General features: G+C 41.3%; 33 protein-coding genes. 30 read left to right on the top strand and 3 right to left on the bottom strand.

Features of this window, described 5'->3' with window-relative positions:
• Nucleotides 1-40: 40 nt before the first annotated feature.
• From VSAL_RS05575 to VSAL_RS05615, 10 genes are all read left to right on the top strand, one after another.
• Complete coding sequence (locus VSAL_RS05575) at nucleotides 41-508, top strand: hypothetical protein (RefSeq protein ID WP_231850881.1); 468 nt, start codon at nucleotides 41-43, stop codon at nucleotides 506-508.
• Entirely contained in the window at nucleotides 505-906 is a 402-nt protein-coding gene (locus tag VSAL_RS05580; RefSeq protein WP_012549774.1) for a hypothetical protein, read from the top strand. The genes VSAL_RS05575 and VSAL_RS05580 overlap by 4 nt, the downstream gene beginning before the upstream one ends.
• Nucleotides 906-1,034 (top strand): hypothetical protein, encoded by a 129-nt coding sequence (locus tag VSAL_RS24060; protein WP_012549775.1) that lies wholly within the window; start codon nucleotides 906-908, stop codon nucleotides 1,032-1,034. Before VSAL_RS05580 ends, VSAL_RS24060 begins: the two co-directional genes overlap by 1 nt.
• Nucleotides 1,035-1,036: 2 nt before the next feature.
• Entirely contained in the window at nucleotides 1,037-1,309 is a 273-nt protein-coding gene (locus VSAL_RS05585; protein WP_012549776.1) for a hypothetical protein, read from the top strand.
• A gap of 2 nt (nucleotides 1,310-1,311) precedes the next feature.
• Complete coding sequence (locus VSAL_RS05590) at nucleotides 1,312-1,542, top strand: hypothetical protein (protein ID WP_012549777.1); 231 nt, start codon at nucleotides 1,312-1,314, stop codon at nucleotides 1,540-1,542.
• Nucleotides 1,539-1,898 carry a hypothetical protein gene (locus tag VSAL_RS05595; protein WP_012549778.1) on the top strand — a complete coding sequence of 120 codons (360 nt, stop codon included), beginning with the start codon at nucleotides 1,539-1,541 and terminating at the stop codon, nucleotides 1,896-1,898. The genes VSAL_RS05590 and VSAL_RS05595 overlap by 4 nt, the downstream gene beginning before the upstream one ends.
• Complete coding sequence (locus VSAL_RS05600) at nucleotides 1,898-4,411, top strand: replication endonuclease (protein WP_012549779.1); 2,514 nt, start codon at nucleotides 1,898-1,900, stop codon at nucleotides 4,409-4,411. The genes VSAL_RS05595 and VSAL_RS05600 overlap by 1 nt, the downstream gene beginning before the upstream one ends.
• A 12-nt stretch (nucleotides 4,412-4,423) precedes the next feature.
• Nucleotides 4,424-4,903, top strand: a complete 480-nt coding sequence (locus tag VSAL_RS05605; protein ID WP_044583212.1) for a hypothetical protein — start codon at nucleotides 4,424-4,426, stop codon at nucleotides 4,901-4,903.
• Between the two features lie 220 nt (nucleotides 4,904-5,123).
• Complete coding sequence (locus VSAL_RS05610; RefSeq protein ID WP_012549781.1) at nucleotides 5,124-6,038, top strand: hypothetical protein; 915 nt, start codon at nucleotides 5,124-5,126, stop codon at nucleotides 6,036-6,038.
• A gap of 200 nt (nucleotides 6,039-6,238) precedes the next feature.
• On the top strand, nucleotides 6,239-6,493 hold the full coding sequence (locus VSAL_RS05615; protein WP_012549782.1) for a hypothetical protein: 255 nt from the start codon (nucleotides 6,239-6,241) through the stop codon (nucleotides 6,491-6,493).
• On the opposite strand, the gene VSAL_RS23770 is transcribed toward VSAL_RS05615, so the two are convergent.
• From VSAL_RS23770 to VSAL_RS05630, 3 genes are all read right to left on the bottom strand, one after another.
• The gene (locus tag VSAL_RS23770) at nucleotides 6,490-6,747 is read right to left on the bottom strand and encodes an ogr/Delta-like zinc finger family protein (RefSeq protein WP_044583410.1); all 258 of its coding nucleotides are present in this window, start codon (nucleotides 6,745-6,747) and stop codon (nucleotides 6,490-6,492) included. The genes VSAL_RS05615 and VSAL_RS23770 overlap by 4 nt on opposite strands.
• A 272-nt stretch (nucleotides 6,748-7,019) precedes the next feature.
• On the bottom strand, nucleotides 7,020-8,054 hold the full coding sequence (locus VSAL_RS05625; protein ID WP_012549784.1) for a phage portal protein: 1,035 nt from the start codon (nucleotides 8,052-8,054) through the stop codon (nucleotides 7,020-7,022).
• On the bottom strand, nucleotides 8,051-9,823 hold the full coding sequence (locus VSAL_RS05630; RefSeq protein ID WP_012549785.1) for a terminase large subunit domain-containing protein: 1,773 nt from the start codon (nucleotides 9,821-9,823) through the stop codon (nucleotides 8,051-8,053). Before VSAL_RS05630 ends, VSAL_RS05625 begins: the two co-directional genes overlap by 4 nt.
• Before the next feature lie 168 nt (nucleotides 9,824-9,991).
• Between VSAL_RS05630 and VSAL_RS05635 the strand changes: the two genes are divergently transcribed.
• The 20 genes from VSAL_RS05635 (at nucleotide 9,992) to VSAL_RS05725 (ending at nucleotide 22,141) form a co-directional block, all read left to right on the top strand.
• Nucleotides 9,992-10,867 carry a GPO family capsid scaffolding protein gene (locus VSAL_RS05635; protein ID WP_012549786.1) on the top strand — a complete coding sequence of 292 codons (876 nt, stop codon included), beginning with the start codon at nucleotides 9,992-9,994 and terminating at the stop codon, nucleotides 10,865-10,867.
• Nucleotides 10,868-10,880: 13 nt separating this feature from the next.
• Entirely contained in the window at nucleotides 10,881-11,891 is a 1,011-nt protein-coding gene (locus VSAL_RS05640) for a phage major capsid protein, P2 family (protein WP_012549787.1), read from the top strand.
• Between the two features lie 16 nt (nucleotides 11,892-11,907).
• Nucleotides 11,908-12,624, top strand: a complete 717-nt coding sequence (gpM, locus tag VSAL_RS05645) for a phage terminase small subunit (protein ID WP_012549788.1) — start codon at nucleotides 11,908-11,910, stop codon at nucleotides 12,622-12,624.
• A 128-nt stretch (nucleotides 12,625-12,752) separates the two neighbouring features.
• Nucleotides 12,753-13,094, top strand: a complete 342-nt coding sequence (locus tag VSAL_RS05650; RefSeq protein WP_012549789.1) for a hypothetical protein — start codon at nucleotides 12,753-12,755, stop codon at nucleotides 13,092-13,094.
• Entirely contained in the window at nucleotides 13,087-13,551 is a 465-nt protein-coding gene (locus VSAL_RS05655) for a head completion/stabilization protein (RefSeq protein ID WP_012549790.1), read from the top strand. Before VSAL_RS05650 ends, VSAL_RS05655 begins: the two co-directional genes overlap by 8 nt.
• Nucleotides 13,548-14,072 carry a phage tail protein gene (locus tag VSAL_RS05660; RefSeq protein WP_012549791.1) on the top strand — a complete coding sequence of 175 codons (525 nt, stop codon included), beginning with the start codon at nucleotides 13,548-13,550 and terminating at the stop codon, nucleotides 14,070-14,072. The genes VSAL_RS05655 and VSAL_RS05660 overlap by 4 nt, the downstream gene beginning before the upstream one ends.
• Complete coding sequence (locus VSAL_RS05665) at nucleotides 14,059-14,436, top strand: phage virion morphogenesis protein (RefSeq protein ID WP_044583213.1); 378 nt, start codon at nucleotides 14,059-14,061, stop codon at nucleotides 14,434-14,436. Before VSAL_RS05660 ends, VSAL_RS05665 begins: the two co-directional genes overlap by 14 nt.
• A complete protein-coding gene (locus tag VSAL_RS05670) occupies nucleotides 14,423-14,770 on the top strand; it encodes a hypothetical protein (protein WP_049940334.1) in 348 nt (115 codons plus the stop codon). The genes VSAL_RS05665 and VSAL_RS05670 overlap by 14 nt, the downstream gene beginning before the upstream one ends.
• 18 nt (nucleotides 14,771-14,788) lie before the next feature.
• Nucleotides 14,789-15,901, top strand: a complete 1,113-nt coding sequence (locus VSAL_RS05675; protein WP_012549792.1) for a DUF2586 domain-containing protein — start codon at nucleotides 14,789-14,791, stop codon at nucleotides 15,899-15,901.
• Nucleotides 15,901-16,356, top strand: coding sequence for a phage protein (locus tag VSAL_RS05680; protein WP_012549793.1), 456 nt, complete (start codon nucleotides 15,901-15,903; stop codon nucleotides 16,354-16,356). The genes VSAL_RS05675 and VSAL_RS05680 overlap by 1 nt, the downstream gene beginning before the upstream one ends.
• A gap of 11 nt (nucleotides 16,357-16,367) precedes the next feature.
• Nucleotides 16,368-16,583, top strand: a complete 216-nt coding sequence (locus VSAL_RS05685; protein WP_012549794.1) for a TraR/DksA C4-type zinc finger protein — start codon at nucleotides 16,368-16,370, stop codon at nucleotides 16,581-16,583.
• On the top strand, nucleotides 16,580-17,002 hold the full coding sequence (locus VSAL_RS05690; protein WP_012549795.1) for a DUF5675 family protein: 423 nt from the start codon (nucleotides 16,580-16,582) through the stop codon (nucleotides 17,000-17,002). Before VSAL_RS05685 ends, VSAL_RS05690 begins: the two co-directional genes overlap by 4 nt.
• 2 nt (nucleotides 17,003-17,004) lie before the next feature.
• Nucleotides 17,005-17,250 carry a hypothetical protein gene (locus tag VSAL_RS05695; RefSeq protein WP_012549796.1) on the top strand — a complete coding sequence of 82 codons (246 nt, stop codon included), beginning with the start codon at nucleotides 17,005-17,007 and terminating at the stop codon, nucleotides 17,248-17,250.
• A 2-nt stretch (nucleotides 17,251-17,252) separates the two neighbouring features.
• The gene (locus tag VSAL_RS05700) at nucleotides 17,253-17,492 is read left to right on the top strand and encodes a hypothetical protein (protein ID WP_012549797.1); all 240 of its coding nucleotides are present in this window, start codon (nucleotides 17,253-17,255) and stop codon (nucleotides 17,490-17,492) included.
• Nucleotides 17,489-17,752 (top strand): putative phage tail assembly chaperone, encoded by a 264-nt coding sequence (locus tag VSAL_RS05705; RefSeq protein ID WP_012549798.1) that lies wholly within the window; start codon nucleotides 17,489-17,491, stop codon nucleotides 17,750-17,752. Before VSAL_RS05700 ends, VSAL_RS05705 begins: the two co-directional genes overlap by 4 nt.
• Nucleotides 17,753-17,799: 47 nt before the next feature.
• Entirely contained in the window at nucleotides 17,800-17,925 is a 126-nt protein-coding gene (locus VSAL_RS24235; RefSeq protein WP_407921278.1) for a DUF6890 family protein, read from the top strand.
• Nucleotides 17,926-17,963: 38 nt separating this feature from the next.
• Nucleotides 17,964-20,054 (top strand): phage tail tape measure protein, encoded by a 2,091-nt coding sequence (locus tag VSAL_RS05710; RefSeq protein WP_231850882.1) that lies wholly within the window; start codon nucleotides 17,964-17,966, stop codon nucleotides 20,052-20,054.
• Nucleotides 20,051-20,377, top strand: coding sequence for a DUF2590 family protein (locus VSAL_RS05715; RefSeq protein ID WP_012549800.1), 327 nt, complete (start codon nucleotides 20,051-20,053; stop codon nucleotides 20,375-20,377). Before VSAL_RS05710 ends, VSAL_RS05715 begins: the two co-directional genes overlap by 4 nt.
• Entirely contained in the window at nucleotides 20,374-21,558 is a 1,185-nt protein-coding gene (locus VSAL_RS05720) for a baseplate J/gp47 family protein (protein ID WP_012549801.1), read from the top strand. Before VSAL_RS05715 ends, VSAL_RS05720 begins: the two co-directional genes overlap by 4 nt.
• A complete protein-coding gene (locus VSAL_RS05725) occupies nucleotides 21,551-22,141 on the top strand; it encodes a phage tail protein (RefSeq protein ID WP_012549802.1) in 591 nt (196 codons plus the stop codon). Before VSAL_RS05720 ends, VSAL_RS05725 begins: the two co-directional genes overlap by 8 nt.

The following is a 22,141-nucleotide window of genomic DNA, read 5'->3' on the forward strand; positions in this document are numbered from 1 at the left end:
TTGTACCTAAATTTTGTTTTATTGCATGGGAGCAATGAATATGAATGACTTAAAAACAGCAAAGCAGTTTTATCAAGCATCACTGGAACACCTTAATAAAGCGAATGAACTGCATGAAAAAATGGAAGCAACAGAAAGAAAAACGGTAGCGTTATTCTCTCGTTTTATTGATGGAACAAAATCTATTTCTGGCGATGTTGAACTTGTAGCGAAAGATAATCTTAAAGCAATCCAACAGCGCGATGTGTTAGCGGTGATTAATTCAATTGTTGCAATGACGATGGACTCGCCATCTTCTTTGGTTGTGAGTTTTAATTTTGGAACTCTTTACGACGGTACAGGGACTTTTTATGTTATTGCGTGGGAAAATACGGAAGAACGTGAAACTAAGCTCCATGAACACGCTGATTTGAGTGAATCTAATGCACTTGCGCGATGTATTCAAATAGAAAGCAAATTTGCTGAACTTATCATTGAAGCAAAAGACAACGCAGAGGTAACGGCATGAGTGTTATTTCTGTATATCAAGCTGATCTAGAATTTGCCCTTCGTGGTGCAGGTTTTACCTCTCGAAAAATCAACATGTTCTTAAAAGCATTTAACAAAGAAACCGTATCACAAGGCGTGATTTGCTCGCTTGATTCACAACGCGCCATGCTTGTGAATGTTAACGGTACTGAGCAAGGTTTATGTCTTTCTGATTTTATCACTGCTTGGTGGTCGTTTTGGGTTGTGGTTTTTGATACGACAAATAACCCTGATTTAGAGCAGCAATCCCTTGGCGCTATTCGTGCCCTTTTCTTTATTTCTTCTTCGTGCCGTTCGGTTGCCCAGCAATCAATGATGCAAACATGGTGGCGTGATTTTGAGCCAGAACACGGCTCGCCAATGTTGGAGTCAATCTAATGAACAAAGATAAGTTCTTAGCGAAGATGTCCATTGCATTTATGCAGAACCACGGCGTTGCACCAACCGAAAGCCAATTAGATGGCTGGTTAGAAGTGTATGCAGTACTTGAAAGTAAAGGGGAATAGAGATGAGTAAATCATGTAATTGTTTTGAAGAAACCCGCAATAAAGCAAAAGAACATATTAGAGCTAAGTTACCAAGAGACATCGTTGATTTTTCTGTAAGTTGGAAAGACGCCGCAATCTTTTTTAGTGGTGATCATGTTCCTGTAAATCCTAGTCTTGAAGTCACTTATCGAAAAATTAAGAAAGATAAAGCACCTGCTAAAAACCTGACTAAAGATTCAATTGGAATTATGTGCAGTTACTGTCCTTTCTGTGGCCGTAAGCTAGGGGAATAATCATGCTTCGTTTCCTTGCAGTTGTTTTAAACAGTGGCGGCGGTGTGGTTCGTGATGCCAAAACTGACGAAATTCAAATTAAAGAGTTAGGCGAGTATGAATCAAAAGAGTTGGCGATTGATAACGCTTGTGTGCAATTGCAGTGCGAGCACATCACCAATGGTATGTTAGTTCGTGGCAATCACACGGGCGGTTTTATGATTTGTGATACACAGGAGTTTGCAGCGTTATGAACATTGTAGATGACCGAGTGAAACCCCGTATCAGTTCTGTTAAAGATGTGTATGAACAGCTTTTTTCTTTGGCTAGATTACTAAAAAATAAAGATTCGTTATTACCAATTATTGGTTTTGAGCATTTTTGTTTTACATCAGATACCTTGTCATCTCACTGTTGTGATTATTTTGACTCGTTGAGTGATCCTGAGTTCTGTAGAGAGATAATTTATAAGGTTGATAATATTGTTAATCCATCAGAGCCTCATGTTTCTATTCAGATTCAATTAATGCCATTAGCTGAGAGGCTATTGCTCCATAAAATGTTCAAGATTAATACTGCTGGCCTCGATATTTCGGATATCCCGTTTTAATGGCAAAGCTTACATTTACCCCTCAAGAACAACGTGCAGCCACTAAAGCTTGTTTAAGCTTTGGTGGTTTGTGCGTATTCCCTCAAAAGCCAAAAGCGATTCAAGCGCCTTATTCTCAAGTAAGCTTTGAAACACCAGAGCCTGAGAACATGACAGTTATCGAGCGCAATTTATATTCGGTCGATAAAGTTGATCATGAATGGCGCAAGCAATTCTTTGCTGATTTACCTTCTTACTTAAGCAAGTACTTTGCTGATCGCTATATTGCCATTTTCAAGAAAAAAGGCCGAGCAGAGGCAAATACTTATCTACGTGAAAGAATGGGTGGAGAGCTGCAACGCCGTGTAAGTTTAGTGTTGTACCGTTACCGCCAATTGCCAACCTACAATAAAATCAAATTGATGAGCGAAGATGAAGACGCTGACCAATGTGATTTTGATGCTACGCCAAAAGAAGGCCAACTACAGTTTGATCTAGAAAAGGTCGAAATCAAAAAGCCAAAGTCTCGCCTACTTGCCGAAATGGAATTAGACGAGTTAAAAGACATGGCGTTTAAAATATCTCAAATCATGAATCGCCGCTTTAATCTGCTAAATAAAAAATACGCAGGCGAAACAGACCAAGAAATAAATGAAGGTTTACTTAATATTTATGACGAGCTGGCAGAGTTAACGTTATCTTTTGGCTTTGCTGCGCCTTGCACAAAGAAAAATCCAAAAACCAGAATAGCCCAAGATGTTTACGGCGATATTTTCCGTATGTTGGATGAGAAGTTTTGGTTAACGAGCCTTAAAAAAGCAAGAAAGATAATGCGTGAGCACTTGGCCATTGCTATGGGGCAGGTGTCTAAACGCGCCTCTGCATATTGCTCTTATGATTGCGTTCGTGAGCATAAAGAACAGCAAAGAAAGAATTGGGAATACATTCAAAACCAAATCTTGGTTGATGATGAAACCCAAGAAGAATGCAGCATGGAAGACATGGTGTTAAAAAGCGTGTCTAACCCTGCTATTCGTCGTCATGAATTAATGACTCGCACGCGTGGCTGTGAAAACATCGCCGAAGAAATGGAGCTATGCGGTTTATTCTTAACATTAACCGCACCAGGTAAATATCATAATAGTTACCAACGTGGCGGTTTTATTGAACACTGGAATGGCTCAAGCCCTCGTGATGCACAAGTGTATTTAAACGGAGTTTGGTCACGTATTCGCGCTAAGTTAGGCCGTGAAGAGTTTCGTTGGTTTGGTATTCGTGTTGCAGAGCCGCATCACGATGGCACACCACACTGGCATTTACTTCTATGGTGCAAGCCAGAAGAAAAAGAAGCCATTACTAAAATATTTATTGATTACGCAACAAAAGAAGACAAGCACGAGCTAATGAAAAAAGGCGTGTTTGATTATTCTGCACGTTGTGACATTAAAGCTATCGACTCAGAGCAAGGTTCAGCAACGGGCTATATTGCCAAGTATATTTCTAAAAACATTGACGGCTATAAAATGGATGATGAAGTTTCAGACGAAACGGATAAACCAATTAAAGATATGGCTAAAAATGTAACAGCGTGGAAAAGTCGCTGGTGTATTCGTCAATTTCAATTTATTGGCGGCGCACCGGTTACCACTTACCGCGAACTTCGTCGTTTAGCAAATCTTGATAAAGCGTCATACATGGATTTCTTACACAGTCAAAAACGTGAAGAGTTATTGACTGTGTACCGTGACATGACCGCTAACGATATGGGTCCGCATCTACCAAGTATCATGCTAACCAAATCAGTCATTATGAAGCGTTTGGGTGATGCGTATAAACCAACCATTAAGCACGAGAACAACAGCGTGGTCGCTACGATGCAATCAGCCGACGAAGGTAATTGGCAAGGTTACATCATGGGCCAAGGCGGTCCATTTGTTAAACGCGCTCAGTTAATGGTTCGTAACGCTTATGAAGAACTGCCGTTTTCGTCTCGCTACTCTGAAACCATTCGTAAGATAGAAGGTATTTTTGCGGCGGGTGAGTTTATTAAAACTCGCGTAAGAAAGTGGACAATTCAAAACAAACCTAAAGTTGTAACTGAACTTGAAGCGGGGGCTCTTGCTCTTGATGGCAGCGCAGCTGCTCCTTGGAGTTCTGTCAATAACTGTACGCGCGATCTCAAAGAGAGCCGCAAAGGACAGGTTAGCGATAAGCTATCTACTTTGTTAACGCCTTTGGGTAAAAAACCAGAATCCCTTGATGAACATGCACTTAATGCCTTTATGAAGGGCAGCACTTTAAACCTTCATGATGGTAGAAAAGTAAAATTACGCTCAGGTTATGTGGATATGGACGGCAACGTTCGTCAACCAGAGCTAATTGAAATAACAAAAGAGCCAGAAAACTTAAGTTGGCTTGATTTTGAAGGTTGGCCAGACGCCCCAACCGACACCAATTCAAACGAATATCAACAACCAGACCTTTCAATCTTCCCAGACTGTGATTTTGGTGACGATGAATGGCCGTTAGTGTGAGGAAATATGACTATGGAAGGGCTTTCGTATTTAAATTCGGGTATTGATTCGTGTTTTTTACTTCGTCTAGATTTAAATAAATACACTTCAATAAAAAAAGAATGTTTTATGTTGGCATCAGGAGACATTTTAGCTGTGGGAGATATTTTCTCAAAAATGGGTAAAAAGGGTTCAGCCGGTAATCAGCAAATAATGCCGATGAAACCATGGGTTCAAAGATATTTAGGAAGATTGTTGATTGATGATGAAATTATAGATTTAGGTTTTCCACCTTCATATAAAGACCGTGATTTTGTTCTTTTTGATGCATTGAATACGGATGATTTAACGGAGGGTTTTGCATTTAATAAGAAAAAAAACGCTTATTTTTCTAGTGAGCAGGGTTATGTAATGGCTTATTTAGATTTGGGGGATGGAACGTTACTGCATATAAGAACAAGTGGTTCATCTTCGGTGTGTAAATGTGATTGTTTAGAAAGAGTCATAGTTTAAATAATTAAGTGAATAAAAGGGTTAGAAATGAGTAACTTTAAATATAAACGAAAATATTTACCGCTAAGGAATAAATCAAGATATTTCATTGGTACTGATTTAGCTAGTAAGGATGGTGATTGCACCTGCACCTGCACCGTTCGGTTTCGTTATACCACCGGAAAATATCAGTTAGTTTCATCTTCATACTGCCATGCTTCACTAAACTAAAGGAATAATTATGAACAACACATTATCAAAAACATTTTGCACATTAGTCCTATTATCATGTGCGGTTACCTCGGCTTATTTAACGTACCTTTACATGAACGAGCTGGGCGCGGCCATTGGTGTTGCGGTTATATTTTCATTAATTGGAATTACCCTTGATTTGGTGAAAACAATCACGCCAACATTTATACCAACAATAGCCAAACAAAACCAATTTGTTGCGTTGTTATTGGTTGGGTTAACTGGCGTTCTTATGGTTATTAGTACCATTGCTTCAATATCTGCAATTGAAAAGGGTGCAGATAACATGGCCGTATCTACAAAACAAAACGTTGCCATTACTGAACAAATAAAACTAAAACAACAGCAGCTCGTTAATTTGCAGCAACTATCAAATGAACAACTTCGCATTAACCACACAACCAAAGCGGCAGAAACCACGGTAATGATCTCAACCGTCACTGATGAATTAAACGCACTTTATCACGCGCAATCAAGTGTAAAAAACACATCTATACTTCGTGAATATAATGCGATTATCACGCTGGTTATTGCTGTATCAATCGAAGTGGTTTCTGTGGTTATGGCCCTTACTTTACACACATTAAATACACTTGAAGTAAGTGTAAAAAGTGTATCAAACCCAGTAAATACAAGGGATGCACCACCAAGTGAAATGCAAGTGGTTCAAAGTGTATTGCCAAGTGTAGAGCCGTTAAAAAGTGTAGAAATGCAGTTTGCCGCCAGTGTGATAGAAGAAGTAAAAGAAGCAATTTTAACTGGTGCCGTAAAGCCAAGCCAACGAGGGTTAAAAGTCGCGTTTAATCTGCCACAAGAGCAAATCAAAATTATTCTAAATACCCTGCATGAGCAAAATATATTAGAGCCGTGGAACAATAACGGCTACAAAGTTAAAGAGGCGTAAAGCTGGCTGGTCATGATAAAAGCGTCGGTCGAGCTTGGGATTTTACGGATCAATAAAATTGATTGTTATTGTTGTTTGTGTGGTGCAGTCAAGGGGTAGGTGATGCGTACCCCTAAAGTGTAACTCAAAAAATAAGAATAAATTTGTTAGTTGAAAACCACTGTATTAATATACAGTAAAGTTATTAGTTAGGAGGTTGCATGTCTGTAGGTTTACTGAGTTTTGAACACCAAAATAATAAAGAAAACGATATTGTATTGGCTGCACTAAATATCATCATTGATGGAATAGCAAGCAGTGAGGTAAGTACTGAAACAAAATGTGCGGCAAATTATATTGCAGGGTTGGTCATGGCGGATAACAAAGGGATATTAGATCCAGAAAAGCAAAAAGCCATCTTATGTATTTTTGAGATGGCTTTTGAAGTAGGCAGTGTTGGCGTAATGGCAAACTAAAACATAGAGAGTTGGCGACCAAGGTCATGTCTTGTTTGAGGGGGCAGTGCTTTAATCAATGAGTATACCAAAGTATCAGTTGTTTTAGCTGATGGGCTTAGGGTGTGACTATAATATAAAGACATAACAAATTGATGCTTACAATTTGTATTTTTACACTCGCAATATAAATCAGCGCAGTCATAAGAAAGACGATTTGTTTTCTTAATGACTGCGCGTTCTCCACATCCGCAACGAATTCGATTCCCTTCCATTGTTGCCCCGTTATGCAATTCAATGTGTGAATGCACTAACGTATGCTTATAGCAAATAGACGTAATAAAAGAATGGCCGCATTCGGCATCTTTACAAGAGCAAGATAATTCACAAACCGCTTCGGTAATATTATTTCGGCTAACGATAGCCGCAGTACCACACTGACATAAAACTCGCATAAACACCTCTCTGACTGACAAAACCATTATATGTTCCTTGCTGTGTTTATGTACAGTAAAACGAAACGGTTTGCGTGAAGGTGTTTTATTCTTTAAGCGGTCTTTTCTATGTCAATGTTAAAGCGTAAATGTAAATGTTTACGGTGGATGATTTCAGGGTCGTTGTTCACTTCATCCATAATTAATTTACAAACAGGGATAACCTCGTCTTTATCGTATTCACGACCTACTTTTTCAGGGTCAGGAAAACTAGAACCAGGTTGCGGCATTATGCCCCCTTTGCCTGCCGGTACTCGATGGCCAACAAGAATATCTTGAGCGGTAATGTTTTTAATTCGCTCAAATTCGTCTTTAGTGGCAATGTCGCCAACCGGAATTAATTGAATGCCTTTCTCTTTACCGTTCGGAATATTCACAAACATACTACGGAAGTTCCCCACGCCTTTAGAGCTGGCAATGGTCTCTTTCATTTTCTTTTCATCTTCTTCGCTTAAGTTGGGATCCGAAGCGTAAAAGATAAAGCCCATGTGTGCGCCGTTCTTGAAGTAACGACGACGGAATAACGTGGCATCTTTATTTAACAAACTGCTTTGTAAGCTGCCTAAATAATCAGGCAGGCCGTAAACTTGTTGCTGTAAATCATCTTGAGCCAAAAAGATAACGTCTTTTGCTTTGTAAGTGCGTTGTTTGCCATCTCGCTCAAGAAGGGCAAAGTCTCCATTTTTACGTTTACGTAAATGCATACTTGGTAAAGGGAAGAGGCGAACCGGCACACCAAAGCCATTGCGTATTTTTAAAAATGCCACATCACCAAAGGTAAAGTAATTATTGCAATAAAATTGAAGTTGTCGACGTGTTAAGCCGCCGCCACCTTCAAAGCGTGCAGATACATAATTAGCTCGAGCCCTAAGCAGTGAGCAATGATAAGCGTTAGCGCGTGAGGTATCAGATAGCCCTTGGCGCGAGATTGGCGGCTCCCAATAATCATCAAACTCGTTATAAAACAAATCAGAGTATGAAGTCATCCAACTGCTTGCATCAACAGCCTCGGGTGATGAGTCGATATGATAAACCGAATCGTCTTTTGGTTTATCTTGTGTTACTAAAGTGTTTGCTTGCTCGGTCATTTTGCGGTTTCCCACGTTGATTTGGTTGGTGATGAGTGATCCAATGGCTCGTTTATGATTGCGTGCGAGATTGCCCAGAAGGCGTCGGCATGGCCTGTGGTTTGGTTTCGTTCAGCTTTAAATGTCATCGCGTTACCGCTTGAGGTAGGTACTCGTTTAATTGACATGAATGCCATGGCAATGTCTTTATGCTCTGCATCAAATTGAAGTCGGTTGGCTTCAACAACATCAATCATTTTCATTACTAGTCGGTTTTTGTTTTCGTTGCTGTAGTGAATAGCGTGAGCTTCACGCGGGTATTTTTTACTTATCAAATCCCAAACACCGCCACCAATACCTGTGGTATCTACGCCGATGTATGTCACCTTGTAACGTTTAAATACTTTATCTATTTCTGAAACGTGATATTGAAAGTTGAGTCCTTTCCAATAGTGTTTTTCTAATACGCGGAATTTTTCAACTACAACAGCGGGTGGAGCAACAACAACCAAACACGCATTATCACGCGTTCGGCTTGGGTCATAACCTAGCCACACTTCACGATGTTCAAACGGTTGTTTATTCTTTGGTTTAAAATCTTGCCAGTGAGCGGCATCGACCATGCCTTTTTCAAGGTCAGAAAATTTAAATACAGAAAGAGAACCATCAACAAACATGCACATAAATAAGTTGTTGAAATCGTCAACGCTGTATTCTTCACGAAGTTCGTCAATGTCGAATAAATCACAGCCGCCATTGGCGGCATCTTCAATCGTGACAACATAACGCCATTGCTTATCATCACAAAGTCTGCCGCCATCACGAAACTCTGCAAAGGTTGGAAACTCTAATTTTTCACGAGATGCTTTGCCTTTTTTCCATGAATCACCAGTCCAGAAAGGATAAGCCTGATGCATTTTTGATGATGGGGTTGAGAAATACGTCTTGCGCCATTTTTTATGCGTAGCCATGGCCGAAGCCAGTTTATTAAGCTCATCAAATTTAGGTATCCAGAAATATTCATCAACATAAACATGGCCGTGATAACTTTGCGCGGTTTTGCTGTTGGTTGATAAAAATCGAAGTTCGGCACCGTTAGATAGAGTGATTGGGTTGCCTGTTAATTCGATATCTAAAAACTCTTTACCGATAGCAATAATGTAGCTACGAAAAACCTCCGCTTGGGCGCGAGAGGCTGAAAGGAATATTTGATTATCCCCAGTAAGAATTGCGTCTTCTAATGCTTCACCGCTGAAATAATAGGTTGCACCAATTTGACGAGATTTAAGAATATTACGAATACGCTGTTTAATGTTGTTGCGCATTACGTGTTGGTATTCAAATAGAGATTCATGCCAATCTACAAAGTCACCTTCAGTTAGGTGCTCTATATTATTTTTGCCTTTGCCCTTCTTCTTGTTACTGCCTCGGCCTTGATTGGATGATCCTGAATCGTTGTCTTTCGAGCTGCCTTGCGAAAGCATTCTTTCAGCTTTAGCTTTTGCATCGCCCATGGCTTTTAATAACTTAACGTGATGGTCAATTAACTTATCCATCTCTTTAAGTTGCTGATCGCTTTTTTCGTCTTTATCTATCAAAACCGCTAAACGGCGATTAATCATTTCCTCAACAGAAAGTTCATTCAACAACAAAGCCCAGCCGAATTTCTCCGCCCAGGTATAAATAATACGGTCACTATTTAAACTAAGATGTGCCGCTATTTCTTTTGGAGGTAATCCGCGTAAATAAAGCTTTTTCGCGGCCTCTTTGATTTCATCTGAATATGCCATAACTGCATCATACCCCTCGAAAAACCGAAAATAGCTAAGTGAAATTCGGATGAATTCGGATAGGGCAAATATCCGAATTATCAGGAATTGAAGTGGCTGAAAGCAATGAATCAAAAGCGTATTGTTTGTCTCACGTTAGTTGTGAATAAAAGTTTGAGACCTAAATAAATGCCGAAAATTAGTGACTGGAAAGTAATAGCAACAGAAGGCCCAACCATCGACGGGCGTAAAATTACCCGTGAATGGTTAACCCAAATGGCCGAAAGCTACGACCAGAAAGAATACACCTCACTAATTTGGCCTGAGCATAAACGTTTTAATGGTTATGGTGATAACTGGGGCAAGGTGGTTGAGTTAAAAGCGGAAGAGCTTGATGGCAAAATGCGCTTGTTTGCAAAGTTACAACCAAATCAATACTTGCTTGAAGCAAATAAATTTGGGCAAAAGCTATTCACATCTATTGAGCCAAATCCCGACTATAAGGGTGAAGGGCGTTGTTACCTAGAAGGGCTCGCAGTGACTGACTCCCCTGCATCAACTGGTGTTTCAGAACTTCACTTTTCACGAAAAGATGGCGAAACCACAAAGCTAGAATGCAGCGTTTTAGAAGAATTTAATTTAGATGAATGCTATTCGCGTAGTGAGCGTTTCTTTTCAATTGTTAATGATTTTTTCAAGTCTGGTGAGCATTCGCCAGAGCAACCCCAAGAAGTGGAACCAGAGGACACCGATGTGACCGAAGAACAACTAAAAGTAGCACTAAAAGAACAATTTGGTGTAATGCGTGAAGAGTTAAAAACAGATCTAAAAAACGAGCTTAAACAAGAGTTTTCGCTAGAAGCCAAACCACCAGTTACGCCCCCAGAAACAGCGCCAGAAGGTACAACGGTAGAGCAATTTTCAGCAGCACTGAAAGAAGCGCTTGAGCCTATTACTGAAAAGCTAGGTGGGCTTGAAACTAAGTTCAATTCTCTTTCGAAAGAAGTACCAGGACAAGAGCCTAACGGCGATGGTGCAGCGGAAGATACGTCTCACTACGCATAAGGAGCAGTGAACAATGCAATTAACTCAAGTCGCTCGCGCACTGTTAGATGAATATTGTGCAAAGCAATGTGAAGTATTTAAATGCCCTGATGTAAGTAAGCAATTTTCTATATCGGGTCCAATTGAAACGCAGCTAAAAAGTAAGTTAATGGAATCGGTTGATTTCTTAAAACTTATCACGGTTGAAGATGTAGACCAAAAAACAGGCCAAGTTATTGAAGTGGGTACCAATAAACTTCATACAGGTCGTAAAAAAGGTGGTCGCCACACTACATCTGGCTCAGTGGATGGTAATACCTATACCTTGGTAGAGACTGATTCATGTGCTGTCGCATCGTGGGATTTATTAAGCGTATGGGCGAACTCGGGCAAGCCGGGCGAGTTCATGAAGCGTTTAAATGAAAACGCAATTCTTAATTTTGCTCAAGACATTCTTCGTGTTGGTTTTAATGGTACTTCGGTAGCAGAAACGACTAATCCAACAACATCGCCAAACGGTGAAGACATTAACAAGGGTTGGAACCAACTGGTGTTAGACAAATCACCAGAGCAAATCATCGATGTTGATGTGTATTTAGACCCAGACGGAAAAGGTGATTATCGAAATTTAGATGCAATGGCATCTGATTTAATCAACACCAAGATCCACCCTGCATTACGTAATGACCCAAGTTTGGTCGTATTGGTGGGCGCTGATTTACTTTCGTTTGAACAAGCGCGTTTATATGACGCCGCAACAACCCCAACAGAGAAAAAAGCAGCACAACAGTTGCCTAACTCTATTGCTGGTCGTCGTGCAATGTCGCCTCCGTTCTTCCCTGGTATGCGAATGACAGTGACAACGTTGAAAAACCTGCATGTCTACACGCAGAAAAACACACGTCACCGTAAGTCTGAACATGCAGAAGATCGTAAACAACATGAAAACTCATACCTACGTTACGAAGGTTATGCCGTGGGCGCTCATGAAGGTTATGCAGGTTTTAACGAAGCAAAAGTGCATTTCGGTGCTACCCCTGCTTAATAAAAGGTAAATAACGATGCGCTTATCTCCAGGTATGAGAGACAACCTTGCAAAAAGAGCAAACAAAGAGCTTAACGCTGTAACCGTAAGCTCAATGGCTGACACCAACAGCTTACACATTAAGCTGATTGACTTCGAAGAAGACCGCAAGCATTTACGCTCTTTTAATGCAATTGCCGATCGTGTTGAGCATAAGCGCAGCGTTTTAGTTCCGAAATACAAACCGTATGTTCAAGCCTATTTAGAAAGTGGCGACCAGTTTGAAAATCCTATTTTTACCAACTTAGTGATCTGGTTATTCGACATTAAAGAACTGGATACCGCAATTGATTGGTGTATGAAGGCAATCGAACGAGATTTGCCAACGCCAGAGAATTTCCGCCGTGATTGGCCGACATTCTGCGCCGATGAAGTATTGGCATGGGCCGAGCGTGAATCAGAACGCGGCCACTCTATTCAACCGTACTTCTCGCAAATATTTGAGAAGGTTCACACTGAATGGCGTTTGCACGAAAAAGTGCAAGCCAAATGGTACAAGTTTGCAGGGTTATCGCTTATTCGAAATGAAGATGGCAACCCACAAGCAACCGCCATTGGCAATGTAGAAACACTAGAAAAAGCATTAGCTTTATTGCAGCTCGCGCATGAGAAACATCGTCATGCAGGCGTAGGTACGCAAGTTAAAAAAATAGAACAACGTATTCGTGCCATTAAAGATGGCAAGAATCTGTAGTCAATAACGACAACGTTAAAAGACTCCCATGCCACCGTGCCTCAGCTGACAAGAAATACAAGTGATTTATCACCCTGTTATTTTCTGTGTTCAGTGGCTTAGAGGCACCCAAATAAAGGAAGAATCAAATGTTTAATATTTTCATGAGCCTTTGCATCTTAGGCGGTATTTATGGCGTTGGATTTTTTAACGTTGATTCTGGTTTTTTAAATTTATCAATTGCTTGGGTTTGGATGCTCGGAGCTCTTGGTGTGCTTTCAACAAGCCCAAGTGTAATTAAAATACACTCTAAAAAATTCAAGCCTAGATTAAGACAATCGGTTAGTAGGGTGCTTGGGTGGATGATATTCACCTCTTTGGTCTTTTTTGGGCATTGGTTTTCTGCGTTGATGGCTTTGATTTATGTTCTTGGAATTTCTTATTTACATTCTCAACTAAGAAAAATCCATAAGGAAGAATCAAATGTTTAGTGGTTCATCAGGCGCAGACTATCAAGACACCGTGATCGAGAATGATGGCTTTTGGCCTAACTTGAATGCCGGTGATTTTGAAAAGCGTCGAAGCATTCCAACTGACATGGATTCAGAAACGGTTGCATATGCTTTAGCAGCAGCAATAGCCCAAATAAACATTGCCTTAATTAATAAGAAAACGGCTTACGAAGCGGAAGGCATTACATCAGCAAGTGATGTTCCAGGGCAGCCAATGATAGATAACAAAAACTTATTGGTGATCTTGTATGAGAAATCGGTATTTGCCAGAGCTAAAGCAGATTTAATCCCTGAGTTCGCCATGGTGCAAACCAAAGATGCCGGTGATCGAGTTGCAGAGAATGAAACCTTAATTACGGAACGTTTATTAGCAGAAAGCCAACAACATATTAGAGCTATTTTTGGTAAGAGCCGAGTAGGGGTTGAATTGCTATGAGTGAGATTCAAAGTCAGCCACAAGCAGGCTTTATGCTGCAAGGGCTTAATCAGCACCTAAGTAATACAACACCAGAGCGCTTGCATAAACACTTTGAATGTTGGATGGAAGATGTAGAGCTGACTCTACAACCAAAAAATCAGGGACAAGGTTTTGATATCGGCTACATGCAATACACCGCTGTATTTAGCTTTGAGAAGTTCCCATTTAAAAAAGTAAATCCGGCAACCGTGATGGTTAATGTGTTGGCGTGGCTCGATGACAATGATGAGTTCAGAGAAAAGTTTAATTTGGCGGAGCCTAGTTTTGATGTCGAACCAGAAAACGACGATACGGTGATCATGACATTAGAGGTGGAATTGATAGAGCCATTAATGGTGATTGAAGATCCTGATGGTGAAATTGTATGGCGTGGTAAGCGTTGGATTAATGCCCCGTATGAGATTTGGGAAGCTGAGCATATTTCAGTAATTAACGCGAATAACCCACCAAGTCCGGTGATTACTGATGATCAAAATTAATGTTGATAAGAAATCAGAGCAAGGGGTTTTAGATTCCCTAAAGCTGATGACACTAACCAAACCGAAGCGTCGAAGAATACTCAATAAAACAGCAAAGGCTTCAGTTAAAACATCACGACAGAATCAAAAGAATCAACAAACACCAACGGGCAAAGCATGGCAGAAGCGGACCAGTAAAAAACGTAAGAAGATGCAAATTCGTTTAGCTCGCTTATTAACGGTTACAGCGTCAAATGAAAACAAAGCAGTGATTGGATGGCGAAAATCTGGCACAGCACAAGTTGCCTCAAAGCAACATCATGGTCATCGGCAAAGACACACCAGAGCCTCGGCAATTAAGGCGCTAAGAAATGAGAAAACCTAAGCGTGACAAAAGTAGATTAAAACAAGCCCTTAATAGCATTGATGGTGGTAAGGGCGGAGCCACTAAAGAGCAAGCCAAAGCATTAAAGCAGGAAGGATTCAGAGTATTTGCTCGCCGTATCAATCCTAATGCTGCTGTGGGGAAAATGAAGTCTCCAACGATGCGATGGATACAACAAAATTTATCTGCAGAGCAAGCCGGATTAATTTTACGAGCCATGCGTGGTAAAGCTCCTGCGGAAGCCTGGGAAACCAAAATACCAGCAAGACCGTTCTTGCAGATAGACAAGAAACAAATGCGAAAAATAGCAAAAGAAGAACTGAATTCTCGTTAACCCAAAAGAGGAAGAGCAATGGCGTGGCCAATTGTACAAATTAATACTCTGAACCTGATGCAAGGACCAGTGAACGAAGTTGAACGTCACTTCCTCTATGTCGGTTTAGGAACTAAGAACGCAGGCAGTTTATTGTCTGTGAACACACAAAGTGATTTTTCAGCGCTATTGGATGATGGCTCAGAATTAAAAGCCAATGTTGAAGCAGCAATGCTGAACGCTGGTCAAAACTGGACTGCAGGCGTTTATGTATTAACAGCCCCTGAAAACTGGGTTGAAGCCGTTAAAACCGCGCAACAAACTCAAAGTTTTGAAGCGGTCGTATTAACAGCGCCAACAACAGATAAAGCCACCGTGACTGCAGCCCAAGCGCTTTATCATGAGCTGATTGCTAAATATGGTCGTTGGACATTCATGATGCTTGCGACACCAGGTATTGATAAGAAAACACAAACCTGGTCTGAATATGAAGCAGCAACCGTTGCCATTCAAGATACGATTGCCGCTGATGGTGTCATGTTAGTACCACAAATATTCCCTGATGCTATTGGCAAACTTGCTGGCCGTTTATGTAATCGAGCCGCTTCAATTGCTGATACACCAATGCGTATTAAAACAGGTCCATTAGTTGGTGATGTCACTTTGCCTGTTGATAGTGCTGGTGCAGAGCTAACAACGGCAACCTTACAAACATTAGAAAGTAATCGTTTTTCAGTCCCTGCTTGGTTTCCTGATTACGATGGTATTTTCTGGGCTGATGGTCGTTTATTAGATGCTGAAGGCGGTGATTATCAGGTGATTGAATATCGCCGAATTATCGACAAAGTGGCTCGTCGTATTCGATTAATTGCCATTTCTGATATTGGTGACCGTTCTTTCAATAGTACGCCTGCTAGTACTGCTCGTGCTCAAAATCGTTATTGTCGACCACTGCGTGAAATGGCTAAATCAGCCACCGTTGGTGAGATGGTATTCCCTGGTGAAATTGAAACCCCAAGTTCAGATGACATCACCATCATGTGGGAAAACAAAAATTCAGTCGGTATTTATATGGCAGCACAGCCGAAAGATTGCCCGAAGAAAATTACGGCAAATCTAATGTTAGATTTAAGTAATCCGGGGGACAAATAATGTCTAAACGTATTTCAGGATTAAGTTTTGATGTTGATATTCATGGTGTACTTATCCATGTGGAAAAAGCGACAGTCACCATTTCAGATGAAAGTGCAGCAGCCTCAACTCGTGGCGTTCCTGATGGTTTCACTGATGGGGCCGTGAGTGCCGAAGGGGATTATGAGTTAGATACTAAAAACTTTAATTTGTTAGGTGAAGCTGCAGCAAAAGCAGGCAGCTGGCGAGCGATTAAACCCCATGATTGTTTGTTCTATGCCAATACGGGCTCTGAAGAATTTAAAGCTGAAGTCTTTGGTGTGAAGTTAATGATCGACAGCTTGTTAGATATTGACCCGTCATCATCGGACAAATCCAAGCACAAAATCAAGTTTGTTGTAACAAGCCCTGATTTTATTCATATCAACGGTACTCCGTATCTTAGCTCAGAAGATACACGAGATCTGATTGGCTAAAAGGGGATTATATGGATGCGTTCGATAGAGCCAGTGCGCTTGAAGCCAAACAGACTGAAGTGGCACTTGCCAACCACATGGCAAAGCAAAAAAACAAAGTGGAAATCAAGAGTGCCGAAGAGTGCATTGAATGTGAAAAGGCTATTCCCAAGGCTCGACAAGAAGCAGTAAAAGGCTGCCAATATTGTGTGAACTGCCAAGAGTTAGCGGATAAGGGGAAGTTATGAAGTATTACACGTTAAAGCGTCGTTACTTTGATTTTGGTACTTATTCTTACTTGTTTCGACAAGATGGCAGCAAAGTATGTTGTTTTGTAGAACCTGTTTGGGCGAATAACCAACCGTTCAAATCGTGTGTACCTGAGGGGGATTATGATCTTGTCCCTCATACCAGTGAGAAGTATGGCGAATGCTACGCTCTTGAATCTGAGTTCTTAGGTGTGACGGTTTATGGTCCAAGTATCCGTGATGCGTGTTTATGGCATATCGCTAATAAACCTTCACAGCTTGTTGGTTGTGGTGCGCCAGGTGTGGATTTTGGTTTTCTTAGCGGTGAATGGAGTGTCAAAAGTTCTGGCGTTGCGTTCAAAGCATTAATGAAAGAATTGGGCGGTAAGCCTGCCCGTTTAACAATAATGAAGGATTAACTATGAATTTTCTCATCGGAATTTTTGGAAAAAGTTTGTTGGATATTGCCAAAGGCATTTTTTTACAAATCACTTGGAAGGTTATTGTCGAGCGTTTTGCAACTCGTATTGTGGTATGGGGGTTGGAAAAGTTAAAGAGTCTTACCACTAATGACGTTATGCAAGACACGGTAGATGATGTGTTGCAATCACTGCAGGGTAAGCGTTTAAAAGAGGTGCCTATTATCTCAGCCAAACAAAAGGAATAGCCATGGATGCAACCTGGACAAACGCTTTAATCGGTGCGCTTTCATTACTAACCTTTTTGCTTGGCGCACTCATTACCAAATTCTTTTCTGTAACAAAAGAGTTAGCCGACTTTAAAACTCACGTAGCAGAAACCTATGCAACAAAAGATGAAGTGAAAGATGCAATTGAGCGTGTAGAACGCCAGATTGAGATCGGCTTCAACCGTATTTATGAAACCTTAAACAAGAGAGATGCAGCATGACAACCCCAATCATCATTACAGCAGCAGGCAAAGATTTACGTTTTACTCCTGATTTACCAACGTACAACAAATACATCAATGAAATGATGCCACATGACAAAGTGTCACCAGCAACCAATTATCTGCGTCGTATCGTTCATAAAGACGATAAAGCACATTTAGATGAAATGCTGAAAATTCCAAGTGCTTTGATGCGTATCCTGGCAAAAGTAAATGACGCTTTTGAAGGTGATCTGGAAATCGAAGTAAAAAACTCTTAAGGCACGTCAAAGCGATTGAAAGTAATGGGCTAGAGCAAGCATTAGCATTGAAAGCCCATTACCTACCCAATCAACCTGATACCACCGAGAATTTAGCCAGAGCACTTTGGCTTGATAAACATAACGCTGAAATCGTCGCAAACGGGATAGCCCTCGCATTTAGCAACGAATAAGGAATTGCCATTAGATGAGTGCCCACCTAGACAAATTGATGATGCAAGTTGCATTGATTGATAGTGTCACCAAACCGCTAAAAGGGATCCAGAATACGGTGACCGAAACAGCGGATGTTGGCCGTTCAGGTTGGGAAAAAATGGCAGGTGGTACGGCTGGCGTGATTGCAGCAGGTTTTGCTGTTCAACAGGCGTTAATGCCAGCCATTGAAATGGATAGGGTGCTTGGTGAAGTTAAATCGCTTGGTGTGGTTGATGAAGATTTACAGCAACTTCAAAAAACCGCATTAGCCTTTTCGGTTGAGTATGGAAAGTCAGCACAAGAAGTGGTTGGTGCGGCCTATGACATCAAATCGGCTTTCGGGGATATTACTGGACCAGAGTTATCTGATATTACCAAAAGCTCTGCCGTTCTTGCTGCAGCAACTAAAGCGGATACAGCAACCATAACTGATTATATGGGCACCATGTATGGGGTGTTTAAGAATCAGGCCAATGACATGGGTGTGGGCATTTGGTCAAAGAACGTAGCAGGCATGACGGCTCAATCTGTGGAGATGTTTAAAACAACGGGTAAAGGCATGAGTGATGCGTTTACCAGTGTTGGAGCAAACGCAACCGCTGCAGGTATCAAGATGAATGAGCAGATGGCTATTCTTGGTACGTTGCAATCCACGATGTCAGGCAGTGAAGCCGGTACTAAATATAAATCGTTCTTGACTGGTGTTGGTGGCGCACAAGACAAACTGAACATGAAGTTTGTTGATAGCCAGGGCGCAATGCTGCCAATGGTGGATATTCTCAATAAATTAAAAGGTCAGTTTGGCGACACGCTTGATGTGGCAGAAAGTGACGCATTAAAGAAAGCATTTGGCTCAGATGAGGCCGTCAGCATGATCAAGTTATTGATGGCTGATACTAACGGATTAGCAAGTAGCATTAACTCTCTTGGTAATGTGAAAGGCATGAGCAAAGCCGAGAATATGGCTGGTGCTATGACTGACCAATGGCAACGACTTGAAGCCGCATGGTTTGCGATCCGTGCCGGAGCGTTTGGGTTAATTCTTCCATCTATTAATGCTATTGCTGGTTCAATGGCCGATGGTTTTAATGTGCTGCTTGGTTGGACTCAAGAGCTTCCTGTATTAACGCAATACCTTGGTTATTTCGCCTTAACAATAGTGGCTGGTGCTGGGTTAATTGCGGCATGGAATATGGTTGTCGGTTTGGCATCTTTGATGAGTGCCGGATGGTCTAGCGCCACGTTATTACTCACAACAGTCATGAAAGGCTTTAATTTAGTGATGAGAATGGCACGTTTTGCAGCTCTTGGATTTGCGATGGCTGCAGCAGTGGCACAAGTTCCATTACTGCCCTTAATTCTTGGTATTGGTGCCGTGGTTGCGGCAGTCGGTGCGGTGATTTATTTCTGGGATGATTTAAAAGCGGCGTGGAGCGATTTTTCATTCATTGAATCTCTAGGCTCAATGGTGGATTGGTTAATTGAGAAAATTAACTTAATACCAGGCATAAATATTGGCGGTGAAAGTTCGGGCATTCCTCAAATGGATACGCTTGAATTAAGCACAGCAACACCAACGCATTACGCCTCAAAAGCAGCAGTGCCGGATTACAGTTATGGGTATCAAGCGCCAGTGACTCAAGAGGTCGCAGTTACTCCAAATGTTACAGAGCCTGTGATCCCGAAAGTGTCTGAACAAAGTGTTAACTATGGCTCTCAATATTCAGGGTTGAATACCGTACCAAGCTATCAAGGTAATGTGTATTACCAGAATCAAATACCAGTACAACCAGAGTCATCTGATCTGATTATAGGCTCGGTGGTTGCTCAGCCAGAGGTTCCAGAAGTGAATGGTATTGTTACTTATGACGGAGCTATTCCACCATTAACTGATACGGATAAGAGTAAAGAGATGTCGGCACCAATTTCAGCTTACATCGGTGGAAATGCAGAAGGTAAAGCTAATGTGTCTCAGCAATTAAAACAGATGTCTGCAGGCAGTACCGATAATAGCCGAACGCAGCATGTTGGCGATGTGTATATCACTCAAGAGCAAGCCTTTACGCCAGAAGATTTATCAGCATGGAATGAGATGAGTACCCCATGAGCCAACAATATATTGATTATTTAGTAACGGATGGCGGTTTAGATTTTGATGCAGGCCAACAGCCTATTGAAACCAGTGATCGCAATAGTATTGCCCAAGACGTAAAGCACGCCATTTTAGAAAGTGGTTTGTTACGTGAGTATCAAGCAGAGCGAAACAGAACGTTGAGAGCCGATGTATTAACTCGAATTGAAATGCTGATTGAAACGGATAAACGCATTGAGCCAGGAACGGCAGAGATTGAAGAGCAAACGGCAGAGCAATTATGGATGTTTGCTGAAACGGTAGATAACGACAATATCGAAATGGGAATGCCATTATGAGTACAAGACCACTGGTTGATTTTAAGCAAATCATTGCTGATGAAGGGATCCCAACAACAGAAGAAGCCATTGCGATTGAACTTGAAAAAGAAGTGGTCGCAGCAGGCAGTAAGGTTAGTAATGACAGCCGAATGTCACCGTTCTGGCGATTGGTTAAAGCAATTGTTATCACGCCAACGCTATGGCTTATTGAACAATTATTAGCAAGTCATGTATTACCTAATACCTTCGCAGCAACAGCAAGTAAGGGTTACCTTGATTTAAAAGCATGGGATGTGGATTTAGAGCGAAAGATGGCAACAAAAACCCGTGGTGTGGTCGAGTTCTTTAAAGAGGTAGCGGAAAATCCTATCGTGATCTTAAAAGGTACGATTATTGAAACGAGCCGAATTGAAGACAAGATTTATCGTTTAATTGTTGTAGAAGATGTGCTTATTCAAGCAAACCAAGCCAGTGGTTTTGTGTTGTGTGAAGCGCAAGAAGCCGGAGCAGGGTACAACTTACCTGCCGGGTATTACTCAATTTTACCTGTTGGGGTGTCAGGCATTACCCATGCAGTGAACCAAGCCGATTGGATCACAACACCAGGCGCAAACACGGAAGAAGATGATGAACTGGCATTACGTATCCGTAATCAATTCAGTGTTGTTGGTCGCTATCATATTGATGCTATTTATCGCTCAATGTTGGCCAGTGTTGCTGGCGTAAGAAGTGATCAGATTTACTTTCTGCATGATGCACCAAGAGGACCAGGAACAGCAAATGCTTACATCTTGCTGGATGTTGGTGAAACCCCAAGTCATTTATTAGAGCAGTTGAATAATTTTGTGATGTTCGAGGGTAACCATGGCCATGGTGATGACATTTTGTGTTTAGCCTTACCTGAAACTCAGCATTCAGTATCAGTGACTATTTGGCCGAGAGTGAACACCAGTGAAGAACGTGTTGCCGCCCTAAAGGTAGAAATAGAAAACATGATCCGAGCGGCGTTCAGAGAAAGTGATTCTTACTCGGTGGTAACCAGAACCTATCCATCATCAATGTTTTCATTCAGCCAACTCACAACAGAAATTCATACTGAATTGGCAGAAGATTTACTCAGCCTTGAGTTTTCAAACAGTGACATCGTGAGTGAATTAAATATTCCAAGGTTAAGCAACGTGGCGGTGATGAATGGATAAAACAACCAACCATGAAAACGATGCACCCGAATTACCCACTGAAAATGTACCTTGGTGGATGGATGGTAAAACCATTGCTGAAACTCTAAAAGAACCACACTTTTTAGCCAAAGGAGTAATGCAATATTGGCAGCGTCTTAAAGGGTGGTTGCTGTATCCATTAGCGCAGTTAGATCCCATGATCTGCAATGAGCGTTTACTCAGTTTATTAGCCTGGGACAGAGACATTACTCGTTTTAAAGATGAACCAACGAGTTTGTTTAGAAAGCGTGTGAAATACGCCTTTGTAAATGCCAAAGATGCAGGAGAGAAAGCCGGATTCATTCGAATATTTCAACGCTTAGGTGTTGGCATGGTTGAAGTGGATGAACGAACTCCTGATCGAGATTGGGACATTATCACCATACGATTAAGCGATTCACAGTTGTCAGAAAACTATTCACTTTTAGAGCAATTATTACAGCAATACGGCAGAACCTGCCGCCGATACGAATATCAAGTGATTAGTTTAATCCCATTAGAAATGTCGGCCTCTCCAATGGATTGGCAACATCAATACACCGTAGTGACATTAGAGGAATAA

Source organism: Aliivibrio salmonicida LFI1238 (genome assembly GCF_000196495.1).
GTDB classification, from domain to species: domain Bacteria; phylum Pseudomonadota; class Gammaproteobacteria; order Enterobacterales; family Vibrionaceae; genus Aliivibrio; species Aliivibrio salmonicida.

Excerpts from the sequence above, each read along its gene's own strand:
- VSAL_RS05615 (WP_012549782.1), top strand. The coding sequence starts at position 6,239 with ATGTCTGTAGGTTTACTGAGTTTTGAACACCAAAATAATAAAGAAAAC.
- VSAL_RS05655 (WP_012549790.1), top strand. The coding sequence starts at position 13,087 with ATGTTTAGTGGTTCATCAGGCGCAGACTATCAAGACACCGTGATCGAG.
- VSAL_RS05595 (WP_012549778.1), top strand. The coding sequence starts at position 1,539 with ATGAACATTGTAGATGACCGAGTGAAACCCCGTATCAGTTCTGTTAAA.
- VSAL_RS05670 (WP_049940334.1), top strand. The coding sequence starts at position 14,423 with ATGAGAAAACCTAAGCGTGACAAAAGTAGATTAAAACAAGCCCTTAAT.
- VSAL_RS05640 (WP_012549787.1), top strand. The coding sequence starts at position 10,881 with ATGCAATTAACTCAAGTCGCTCGCGCACTGTTAGATGAATATTGTGCA.
- VSAL_RS05710 (WP_231850882.1), top strand. The coding sequence starts at position 17,964 with ATGATGCAAGTTGCATTGATTGATAGTGTCACCAAACCGCTAAAAGGG.
- VSAL_RS05675 (WP_012549792.1), top strand. The coding sequence starts at position 14,789 with ATGGCGTGGCCAATTGTACAAATTAATACTCTGAACCTGATGCAAGGA.
- VSAL_RS05725 (WP_012549802.1), top strand. The coding sequence starts at position 21,551 with ATGGATAAAACAACCAACCATGAAAACGATGCACCCGAATTACCCACT.
- VSAL_RS23770 (WP_044583410.1), bottom strand. The coding sequence starts at position 6,747 with ATGGAAGGGAATCGAATTCGTTGCGGATGTGGAGAACGCGCAGTCATT.
- VSAL_RS05705 (WP_012549798.1), top strand. The coding sequence starts at position 17,489 with ATGACAACCCCAATCATCATTACAGCAGCAGGCAAAGATTTACGTTTT.
- VSAL_RS05590 (WP_012549777.1), top strand. The coding sequence starts at position 1,312 with ATGCTTCGTTTCCTTGCAGTTGTTTTAAACAGTGGCGGCGGTGTGGTT.
- VSAL_RS05575 (WP_231850881.1), top strand. The coding sequence starts at position 41 with ATGAATGACTTAAAAACAGCAAAGCAGTTTTATCAAGCATCACTGGAA.
- VSAL_RS05650 (WP_012549789.1), top strand. The coding sequence starts at position 12,753 with ATGTTTAATATTTTCATGAGCCTTTGCATCTTAGGCGGTATTTATGGC.
- VSAL_RS05600 (WP_012549779.1), top strand. The coding sequence starts at position 1,898 with ATGGCAAAGCTTACATTTACCCCTCAAGAACAACGTGCAGCCACTAAA.
- VSAL_RS05625 (WP_012549784.1), bottom strand. The coding sequence starts at position 8,054 with ATGACCGAGCAAGCAAACACTTTAGTAACACAAGATAAACCAAAAGAC.
- VSAL_RS05630 (WP_012549785.1), bottom strand. The coding sequence starts at position 9,823 with ATGGCATATTCAGATGAAATCAAAGAGGCCGCGAAAAAGCTTTATTTA.
- VSAL_RS05690 (WP_012549795.1), top strand. The coding sequence starts at position 16,580 with ATGAAGTATTACACGTTAAAGCGTCGTTACTTTGATTTTGGTACTTAT.
- VSAL_RS05685 (WP_012549794.1), top strand. The coding sequence starts at position 16,368 with ATGGATGCGTTCGATAGAGCCAGTGCGCTTGAAGCCAAACAGACTGAA.
- VSAL_RS05700 (WP_012549797.1), top strand. The coding sequence starts at position 17,253 with ATGGATGCAACCTGGACAAACGCTTTAATCGGTGCGCTTTCATTACTA.
- VSAL_RS05715 (WP_012549800.1), top strand. The coding sequence starts at position 20,051 with ATGAGCCAACAATATATTGATTATTTAGTAACGGATGGCGGTTTAGAT.
- VSAL_RS05665 (WP_044583213.1), top strand. The coding sequence starts at position 14,059 with ATGATCAAAATTAATGTTGATAAGAAATCAGAGCAAGGGGTTTTAGAT.
- VSAL_RS05635 (WP_012549786.1), top strand. The coding sequence starts at position 9,992 with ATGCCGAAAATTAGTGACTGGAAAGTAATAGCAACAGAAGGCCCAACC.
- VSAL_RS05580 (WP_012549774.1), top strand. The coding sequence starts at position 505 with ATGAGTGTTATTTCTGTATATCAAGCTGATCTAGAATTTGCCCTTCGT.
- VSAL_RS05585 (WP_012549776.1), top strand. The coding sequence starts at position 1,037 with ATGAGTAAATCATGTAATTGTTTTGAAGAAACCCGCAATAAAGCAAAA.
- VSAL_RS05610 (WP_012549781.1), top strand. The coding sequence starts at position 5,124 with ATGAACAACACATTATCAAAAACATTTTGCACATTAGTCCTATTATCA.
- VSAL_RS24060 (WP_012549775.1), top strand. The coding sequence starts at position 906 with ATGAACAAAGATAAGTTCTTAGCGAAGATGTCCATTGCATTTATGCAG.
- VSAL_RS05605 (WP_044583212.1), top strand. The coding sequence starts at position 4,424 with ATGGAAGGGCTTTCGTATTTAAATTCGGGTATTGATTCGTGTTTTTTA.
- VSAL_RS05680 (WP_012549793.1), top strand. The coding sequence starts at position 15,901 with ATGTCTAAACGTATTTCAGGATTAAGTTTTGATGTTGATATTCATGGT.
- VSAL_RS05720 (WP_012549801.1), top strand. The coding sequence starts at position 20,374 with ATGAGTACAAGACCACTGGTTGATTTTAAGCAAATCATTGCTGATGAA.
- gpM (WP_012549788.1), top strand. The coding sequence starts at position 11,908 with ATGCGCTTATCTCCAGGTATGAGAGACAACCTTGCAAAAAGAGCAAAC.
- VSAL_RS05695 (WP_012549796.1), top strand. The coding sequence starts at position 17,005 with ATGAATTTTCTCATCGGAATTTTTGGAAAAAGTTTGTTGGATATTGCC.
- VSAL_RS05660 (WP_012549791.1), top strand. The coding sequence starts at position 13,548 with ATGAGTGAGATTCAAAGTCAGCCACAAGCAGGCTTTATGCTGCAAGGG.